Source organism: Paenibacillus sp. GYB006, from assembly GCF_036577645.1.
Classification (GTDB): Bacteria; Bacillota; Bacilli; order Paenibacillales; family Paenibacillaceae; genus Paenibacillus.
In genome coordinates this window covers 54,759-63,691 of sequence record NZ_JARBDA010000015.1, presented here as the reverse complement: position 1 = coordinate 63,691, position 8,933 = coordinate 54,759, and the positions used below count along the sequence as shown (strand labels likewise).

General features: G+C 41.9%; 10 protein-coding genes and 1 rRNA gene. All 11 read right to left on the bottom strand.

The features are described from left to right. Window positions 1-76 (bottom strand): 16S ribosomal RNA (locus tag PV403_RS21130); the annotation flags it as partial. Between the two features lie 439 nt (window positions 77-515). Continuing rightward, on the bottom strand, window positions 516-1,856 hold the full coding sequence (locus PV403_RS21125; RefSeq protein WP_332085919.1) for a TrkH family potassium uptake protein: 1,341 nt from the start codon (window positions 1,854-1,856) through the stop codon (window positions 516-518). Window positions 1,857-1,994: 138 nt separating this feature from the next. Continuing rightward, a complete protein-coding gene (gene lysS / locus PV403_RS21120) occupies window positions 1,995-3,506 on the bottom strand; it encodes a lysine--tRNA ligase (RefSeq protein WP_160036643.1) in 1,512 nt (503 codons plus the stop codon). A 202-nt stretch (window positions 3,507-3,708) separates the two neighbouring features. Beyond that, entirely contained in the window at window positions 3,709-4,185 is a 477-nt protein-coding gene (gene greA, locus PV403_RS21115) for a transcription elongation factor GreA (RefSeq protein ID WP_191804446.1), read from the bottom strand. A 194-nt stretch (window positions 4,186-4,379) separates the two neighbouring features. Then, on the bottom strand, window positions 4,380-5,423 hold the full coding sequence (gene dusB, locus PV403_RS21110) for a tRNA dihydrouridine synthase DusB (RefSeq protein ID WP_213535574.1): 1,044 nt from the start codon (window positions 5,421-5,423) through the stop codon (window positions 4,380-4,382). A 109-nt stretch (window positions 5,424-5,532) separates the two neighbouring features. After that, window positions 5,533-5,730 (bottom strand): helix-turn-helix domain-containing protein, encoded by a 198-nt coding sequence (locus PV403_RS21105; protein WP_213535573.1) that lies wholly within the window; start codon window positions 5,728-5,730, stop codon window positions 5,533-5,535. Continuing rightward, the gene (gene folK, locus PV403_RS21100) at window positions 5,682-6,227 is read right to left on the bottom strand and encodes a 2-amino-4-hydroxy-6-hydroxymethyldihydropteridine diphosphokinase (RefSeq protein ID WP_332085918.1); all 546 of its coding nucleotides are present in this window, start codon (window positions 6,225-6,227) and stop codon (window positions 5,682-5,684) included. The genes PV403_RS21105 and folK overlap by 49 nt, the downstream gene beginning before the upstream one ends. 6 nt (window positions 6,228-6,233) lie before the next feature. Beyond that, on the bottom strand, window positions 6,234-6,602 hold the full coding sequence (folB, locus tag PV403_RS21095) for a dihydroneopterin aldolase (protein WP_285745320.1): 369 nt from the start codon (window positions 6,600-6,602) through the stop codon (window positions 6,234-6,236). A 2-nt stretch (window positions 6,603-6,604) separates the two neighbouring features. Further along, window positions 6,605-7,462 carry a dihydropteroate synthase gene (gene folP, locus PV403_RS21090; protein ID WP_442951786.1) on the bottom strand — a complete coding sequence of 286 codons (858 nt, stop codon included), beginning with the start codon at window positions 7,460-7,462 and terminating at the stop codon, window positions 6,605-6,607. Then, window positions 7,446-8,345, bottom strand: a complete 900-nt coding sequence (locus tag PV403_RS21085; protein WP_332085916.1) for an aminotransferase class IV — start codon at window positions 8,343-8,345, stop codon at window positions 7,446-7,448. The genes folP and PV403_RS21085 overlap by 17 nt, the downstream gene beginning before the upstream one ends. A 1-nt stretch (window position 8,346) precedes the next feature. Beyond that, window positions 8,347-8,922 carry an aminodeoxychorismate/anthranilate synthase component II gene (gene pabA / locus PV403_RS21080; RefSeq protein WP_332085915.1) on the bottom strand — a complete coding sequence of 192 codons (576 nt, stop codon included), beginning with the start codon at window positions 8,920-8,922 and terminating at the stop codon, window positions 8,347-8,349. Window positions 8,923-8,933: the final 11 nt, after the last annotated feature.

Sequence of the window (8,933 nt, the reverse complement as noted above, 5' to 3'; positions counted from 1 at the left end):
ATCAAGTCCGCTCGACTTGCATGTATTAGGCACGCCGCCAGCGTTCGTCCTGAGCCAGGATCAAACTCTCCAATAAAGTTATTGAAAAGAGCGATAAGCTCATTTAGAAAATGCTGACGAGAACTTATCGTTCTCTATTCAATTTGTTATGACCAACAAATTGAATTTGTATTAATTCACTCACGAGTTTCACTTACGTAAAACTCCTCGTTGTTCAGTTTTCAAAGATCAATCTCGCTAACAACTCTCGTCGTCAGCAACTTTTATATCATATCATGTCCGGTTCAGAGTGTCAAGCTTTTTTTCAGAAGTTTTTAACTTCCTTAAGTTGCTTGGTTATTCAGTGTGTTGCTTACTGGCTAACTTCTTGGCCGGAATTAGAATATACCATGCTGATAAAAATTATGCAAGTATTTTTTGAAAAAAGTTTAAGAGCGCAATTAATAATAATAAAAGAGGCCCTGCTAATTAAACCAGAGCCCCTCTTCTTCATTTACTCTCTTTATATACTGCCATTATCCGATGATGATTCGTCCCTCCGGATGGCGATATAGATTCTTCGTTTGTTTTGGTCTGATCGCATAAGCAATGGTAAGCGGACCAATACGACCGATAAACATCGTGACCGTAATAATGAGTTTACCCCATTCAGTCAGTTCCGGTGTTAATCCCACAGAAAGCCCTACCGTCCCTACAGCAGATGCTGTCTCAAACAGTATTGTTAGAAAAGGAGCGTCCTCTGTTGTAAGCAGCAGCATATTAATGACCATAAATATACCCAATGTGATAATGATAATGGTCATAGCCCGCATGAGAAGCCCTTGGGGTACACGATGCCGGAAAAATACAATATCTTTTCGTCCTCTGACCATTGCGTACAGAGCACCTATCATGATGAGAAACGTGGTTGTTTTAATACCTCCTCCTGTTGAACCAGGAGAAGCCCCGATAAACATAAGCAAGATGAAAAAGAATTGTGTCGCAGAACGCAGTTCTGTTATATCTATTGTACTTGTCCCCGATGAACGGGTAGATACAGACTGGAAGAAGGACGCATAGAGCTTATGAGACAAATCAAGCGAGCCTAACGTTTTCGTATTTGTAAATTCAAAAACAAACAGTACGATTGCACCAATGGCAATTAATACGCCGGATACGGACAGCACCATGTTTGAATGAAGAGATAGTCTTCGCTTTTTAGGAAATTCGAATAAATCGTTGAGCACAACAAACCCCAGGCCCCCCGATATAACCAGTATGCTCGCGATCGTATTGAACAACCAATCACCCGTGTAATATTGGAAGCTATTGCCGAACAGATCAAAGCCACCATTGTTAAACAAAGACACGGAATGGAAAATACCATAATACAGCGCCTTGAGGAAAGGCATATCCACTGACCATCTAGCTGTAAAAATAATTGCTGCGATCCCTTCAATGGTAAAAGAAAAGATCAGAACCTTCCGAATGATCCGAACGACTCCTTCCATAGTATCGGAATTAATCGCTTCTTTTAAGATAAGCCGGTCTTTCAGGGAAAGTTTCCTTCCGAACAATAATGCGATCAAGGTCGCAATCGTCATGAAACCAAGACCGCCTAGCTGCATGAGGATCATAATCACAATTTCACCAAAAAGGGTAAACGTAGTTTCCACATCCACCACGATCAGACCTGTAACGCAAGCCGCGGAAGTCGCCGTAAATAACGCATCCATGAATCGAAGAGAGTGTCCGCTCTGGTTGGAGATAGGCAGCATTAACAACACTGTACCTACCGCGATGATCAGCAAGATACCTGCAACTAATATAAATGGCGGAGTGGCCAGTTTTTTGGTGAAACCTACACGTCTCTTCATTACATCTCGCCTTTCTTCATACCCCTTGCCAATCAGTACATTTTAAAAGAGGAACAACCTCAAGCATCATCTGCTCAGCTGTTCCTCTCTATGTCTAGATTCTATTGTAAACTTGTTTATGCGAAATGCTTGTCCTTCTTAGTCCAACGCACGGTGACGCATATGAGGGAAAAGAAGCACGTCACGAATCGATGGAGAATTCGTAAGCAACATCACAAGACGGTCTACACCAATTCCAAGACCACCTGTAGGCGGCATACCATATTCAAGTGCACGAATGAAGTCATCATCCATCTCATGCGCTTCATCGTTACCATGTTCTTTTTCTAGTAACTGTGCTTCGAAACGCTGACGCTGATCGATCGGATCATTCAGCTCACTAAATGCATTGGCATGTTCGCGTCCTACGATGAAAAGTTCAAAACGATCCGTAAATCTTGGATCTTCTTCATTCTTTTTCGCAAGCGGAGAAATTTCAACAGGGTGACCATATACGAAAGTTGGCTGAATCAGGGTTTCCTCAACAAACTCTTCAAAGAATGCATTAAGGATATGTCCAAATGTCATATGTTTTTCAACAGGTACATTATGTTCCTTAGCCAAACGGTGTGCTTCTTCATTTGTCATTTCGACGCCAAAATCTACACCTTTCACTTCTTTAACCGCATCCACCATGGATACACGGCGCCAAGAAGGTGTAAGGTCAACTTCATGACCTTGATAATCAATCTTCGTTGTTCCAAGAACTTCTTGCGCAATATGAGCAACCATATTCTCTGTGAGTTCCATAATATCTTTATAGTCTGCGTATGCTTCATACAATTCAATCATAGTGAACTCAGGGTTATGACGGGTTGAGATCCCTTCATTTCGATATACACGTCCAATTTCGTACACTTTCTCCAGGCCGCCTACAATTAGACGTTTCAAGTGCAATTCAATTGCGATACGCATATATAGTTCCATATCCAGCGCATTATGATGCGTAATAAATGGACGTGCTGCCGCGCCACCTGCAATGGAATGCAGTGTTGGTGTCTCTACTTCCAAGTAGCCTAAGCCATCGAGGTAACGACGCATGGACTGAATAATTTTAGAGCGAGAAATAAACGTTTGTTGTACTTCAGAGCTCATAATCAGATCCACATAGCGCTGACGGTAACGCAGTTCTACGTCTTTTAGACCTTGGTATTTATCAGGCAATGGGTACAACGATTTTGAAAGCACTTCAAGCTCAGTAACTTTAATTGAAGTCTCCCCAGTTTTGGTTTTGAAAACCGTACCTTTCACACCGATGATATCCCCAAGATCAAGCAGGGTAAATGCATCGTACTGCGCTTCAGCAACGGTATCTTTACGAACATAAATTTGAATACGTCCGCTTAGGTCCTGAATATGAGCAAAACTTGCTTTACCCATACCGCGTTTCGCCATAATACGCCCAGCAATGCTTACTTCAACGTTCTTTTCTTCAATTTCTTCTTTGGTCAGGTCATTATATTGTTTCAAAATATTACCGGCTTCATCCGTACGTTCGTACTTTTTACCGAAAGGATCAATACCAAGAGCTCGAAGCTCATCTAATTTTGCCCGTCTGATCTGTAAAAGCTCACTAAGCTCTTGTTCTGTACCTACTACTTCATCCGTCATTTGCCTTCTTCAACTCCTTAATTATTATGTATCTTCTAATGCAGATATCTATACAATACAGCAATCTTAAAAGATACAAGGCATGTTATACCGATAAAAGACGATCGTAAGAAACTAAGGTACGACGCCTTCAAGAAACAAGCTGATTGAAAAAAAGCTTCCCCTAGGGAAGCTCTCTTCATATCCCGATCCTTTTGTATGATTACTTCTTGATATCTACAATTTTGTACTGGATAACACCTGCAGGAACACTTACATCAACAACAGTTCCTTTGGCTTTGCCAATAATAGCTTTACCAACAGGGCTTTCATTTGAAATTTTATTTTGAAGCGGATTGGATTCTGCAGATCCAACGATCGTGTATTCAACCACATCGCCGAACTCCATATCTTCAACTGTAACGGTTGCACCAATTCCTACGATGTCTGTGCCGACCTCGTCGCTGTTGATGATACGCGCATTGCGAAGCATTTTCTCGAGAGTAAGTACACGCCCTTCAATAAAAGCTTGCTCATTCTTCGCATCTTCATACTCCGAGTTCTCACTAATATCACCATAACCAATGGCTACCTTAATCCGTTCTGCAACTTCACGGCGTTTTACAGACTTCAAGTTCTCGAGTTCGTCCTCAAGCTTCTTGAGCCCCTCTTGGGTAAGAATGACTTCTTTATCGCTCATGTTAACCGATTCTCCTGTCATGGGAATAATATGGAACTAATTCAAAAATTCATTTAAAAAACGATATGCTAATCTTAAAAAAACAGAACAATTCGTTCTCTCAGGTGTCCTTGAACATAAAACCATCTTGCCGAATTTATACCAAAAAATTATAGGTTAACGATATTGAAAAGTCAATGTTCTCTCCTATAGCCTTAGCAAGCACAGTCCGTATTTATTGACTCTTGATCAATTTCTTGGCTGTCTGTTTCTATATTCGACTCGTTTCGAGGCAAGTTTTCCAAATAATTCGTCAGTATATCAACCATCTCGTCACGCTTGGTTCCTTCCATAATGGCATCTTTAATTCGCGCAGAACCTTTGAGTCCTTTCAGATACCAAGATAGATGCTTACGCATTTCACGTACTGCTACATTTTCCCCTTTCAGGTCAATTAATCGATCCATGTGCAGTATGGCAATACGCATTTTTTCTTCCGGTGACGGGTCTGGTGGTAACACACCCTTCTCAAGGTATTCAATGGTTCTATATAGCATCCATGGATTACCAAGAGCAGCGCGGCCGATCATAACTCCGTCTACTCCAGATTCTTCGAGTCTTCGTTTTGCTTCTTCTGGTGAAGAAATATCGCCGTTCCCAATAATCGGAATGGAAACCGAATCCTTAACTTCCTTTATAATATCCCAGTCTGCCCGGCCAGTATACAATTGCTCTCTTGTTCTACCGTGAAGAGCTATTGCTTTACCCCCAGCACTTTCCACTGCACGTGCGTTTTCGACAGCATAGATATGATCATGATCCCAGCCGATACGCATTTTTACAGTAACTGGTTTGGACACAGCATCCACTACAGCAGATACCATCTCATATATTTTATTTGGATCTAAAAGCCAACGTGCTCCCGCATCGCTTTTGTTAATTTTGGGGGCAGGACAGCCCATGTTAATATCAATAATATCTGCATTCGTTTCTTGGTCAACAACCTTCGCAGCAGCAACCAAAGTTTCTCTGTTACCGCCAACGATTTGCAGACTAAGCGGCTTTTCCCGTTCATCTACAAATAGCATTTCTCGCGTCCGTTTATTACCATTTAGAATTCCTTTATCGCTGACCATTTCAGCGCAGACTAACCCAGCGCCAAATTCTTTAGCAATGAGGCGAAAAGCCGGATTACTTACTCCTGCCATCGGAGCAACAACGACCTGATTCTTCATTTCAATATCAGCGATCTTAAGCATAGGATTTCGTATCACTCCTTTTAAAATCTTTATTAATCTTTAAATCATTTATATCTATCACATCTAAACGTTCAAATTACTTTTTCAAAAAAACAACCCACTGCGTCTCCTATTTAAACTCCGACAGGGAAATAGCAAGAACATCTGCGATTCTAACAAGCTGCTCCTCTGTTGGGACACGAGTTCCCCGTTCAATCATACCGAGCATAGCGAGAGATATGCCTGTTTGCTCTGCTAGAGACTGCTGAGTTACACCTTTCAATTTCCGGAAAGCGCGGATTCGTCTGGCCAGTTGCATGTTTTCCACCGCCGTATTCCATCCCTTTCATCCAGGCTCTCTAAAGCTGTTTGTACAAAATAAGAAATGTTGTCTGATTTTTCACGGACAACATCGGATAATGGAACTAACACGAAAGCTCTCTCCTGCATTCTTGGATGCGGAAGAATAAGCTTTTCTGTATTCATCTCTACTCCTTCATACCATAGCAAGTCGAGATCCACGGTTCTTGGACCCCATCTGATATGACGAACACGCCCTAGCTGATTCTCGATCTCAAGCATACGACCCAGCAGTTCCTGAGGAGATAGTGTTGTATTGACGGAAATGGCCATATTAATAAATGCAGGCTGATCAGTATAACCTACTGGATCTGTTTCGTATAAATCAGAACAAGCAGTAACCTTAATATCATCTTGCTTGTCCAGCATCCTTATTGCAGACATAAGCGTCTGCTCCCGATCGCCTAAATTAGCCCCTAAAGCAATATAAGCCTCTGACGTATCAGAGGTTGAATGTGCATTCATGAGTCGTTATCCTACTTTCCTAGTACGATGAAGTTCTACTGTAACTCCTTCAAAATGAATATCGAAAGGAGGATGCGGTTTCGTTACCTTGACTACAAGCGCATCCACACTAGTATAAGTCTCAAGTAGGGAAGATGCAATATATTCACCTAAAGCTTCAATTAATTGGAATGACTTATTTTCAACGATATTTTTCACATGTTCGTGAATCTCGGCGTAATTTATCGTTTTGGTAAGATCATCATGCCTACCTGCTTCTTGTAAGTCCATATCAAGTTCTAGATCAATATAGAATCGCTGTCCAAGTTTACGTTCTTCCTCAAAGACTCCGTGATATCCATAGTACTCCATACGGTGAAGTTTCATTTTATCCATAATTATAATTCCTCTCTTCCTTGGTAGAGCATAGCATCACACATGTCTACTGTACGCTTGATTTGAGCTACATCATGAACTCTTACCATTTGTGCTCCTTGGGCAATCCCAAAAGCCACAGTCGCTGCCGTTCCCTCAACTAGATCATCCACTGGCAATTGCAGTGTATTCCGAATAAACCGCTTGCGAGAGGTAGCGAGCAGAACAGGGCAGCCAAGTTCCAGCAATGCACCTAATGATATCATCATCTGTAAGTTTTGCTCATAGCTTTTTGCAAATCCGATACCTGGATCAAGAATAATATTGTCTTTAGAAATACCAGCCTGCAACGCAATTTCAATGCTTTCTTTTAGATCCGCAACTGCGTCGGTAATAAAATCATCGTAATCTGTGTTCTCACGATTATGCATTAGGATAACAGGACAATTTTTCTCGCGCGCAAGCGGTGCCATATCCTGATCAGCTTTAAGACCCCAAATATCATTAATGATATGAGCTCCTGCATCGATTGCCGCTCTCGCTACAACTGCTTTATACGTATCAATAGAGATTGGGATATGCGGTGCTGTTTTGTGTAAAGATTCAATCACGGGGACTACACGCGCAATCTCTTCTTCACTCGAAATGACAGTGTGTCCTGGGCGAGTAGATTCACCGCCGATATCAATGATATCTGCTCCTTGTTCGAAGAGTTCTATAGCATGAGCAACTGCACGATCTACAGAATTGTATTGTCCCCCATCGGAGAACGAATCCGGAGTTACGTTAACAATCCCCATAACCAGTGTTCTGTCACCCAGCTTAAGCGACATTTCGCCGCGCTGATATGTACGTTTATATAGTTTAGGTTTCAACATCATCTCTACCTGCTTTCTTTCGGTATAAATCCAGCAGTCTGCGTGTATTCGGTCCCATTATTCCGTCTTGAACCTGAATCACTTCCCCTTCCGGAAAACCAAGCAGTGCTGTTATTGGAATTAATTCTTGTATGGAACTAGTCATAAAAATCTCATCCGCCTGAGATAGGTGCTGAGTTGTGAATAACCCTTTTACTACAGGAATACCTAGGTCACTCGCAGCTTCAAGAACAACCTCTCTAGTAATGCCAGGCAAGATACCTGTGCTTATTTCAGGGGTATAAAGAACTCCTTTGGCTATAAAAAAAAGATTACTGACAATCCCTTCAGCAAGATGCCCCTCTTTGGTCAACATTAAACCTTCCGCTTGAGACTCTACTGCCTGCTTATACTGTATAAGCTCTCTCTTCGCAAGAATGTTATTCATGTAGTGCAAAGATTTATATCGAACCAAGCCCTCAGGTGTATTCCTAATCGTCTTCAGCAATTGAAGAGGTTTTCCTTTGATATACCAAGCTTCATTTAGGACAGGCAATTCTTTAGCAAAAATAAGGTGGCTCGGTTCACGGTAGTCTGCCGAAGGCAACCCTAGAATCTCTTCGCCTGCCGAAACCGTGTACCTTATATAGCCGTCACTAAGCCCGTTAGCTTCCCGCAGCTCACGAATAAGCATCTCCAGTTTATGTTCTTCCGCCCGAAAAGGAATCCCTAAATCCTTACAACCCTCAGAAAGCCTTTGAAGATGACGAGACAGTAACGAAGGTTTGCCCCCATAGGTTCGAAAAGTCTCAAATAGACCCATTCCGTATAAGAAGCCGTGATCCATTACAGGAATCGCGGCTTTCGTTGTCTCAGTCAATTGCCCATTCAGCATGACGTATTTCATCTTATACAATTGCTTTCTGACGCAGGAAGTTGCGGAGCATATGATGACCATAATCGGTAACGATCGATTCCGGATGGAATTGTACGCCTTCAATCGCATATTCTTTATGTCTGAGTCCCATAATCTCTCCTTCATCTGTCTCTGCTGTAATCTCCAAACAGTCAGGAAGACTCTCTCTCTCCACGAGTAGAGAATGATATCTCGTAGCTGTAAATGGAGATGGAATTCCTTGAAATACAGACGTTCCCCCATGATAAATAGGCGATGTTTTCCCATGCATCAAACGTTCTGCCCTAACGACGTTTCCTCCAAAAGCCTGACCAATTGCCTGATGTCCAAGACAAACACCGAACATTGGAATTTTACCTTTAAAATGATGCAGTAACTCAAGACTGATTCCTGCCTCATTTGGTGTACATGGACCTGGCGAAATCAAGATATGATCTGGCGCAAGTGCTTCAATCCCAGCAATATCGATTTCATCATTCCGGCGTACCTCTACTTCCTCACCTAGCTCACCTAGATACTGCACGAGGTTATACGTAAAAGAATCATAGTTATCAATAACCAAAATCATATAAAAAACCT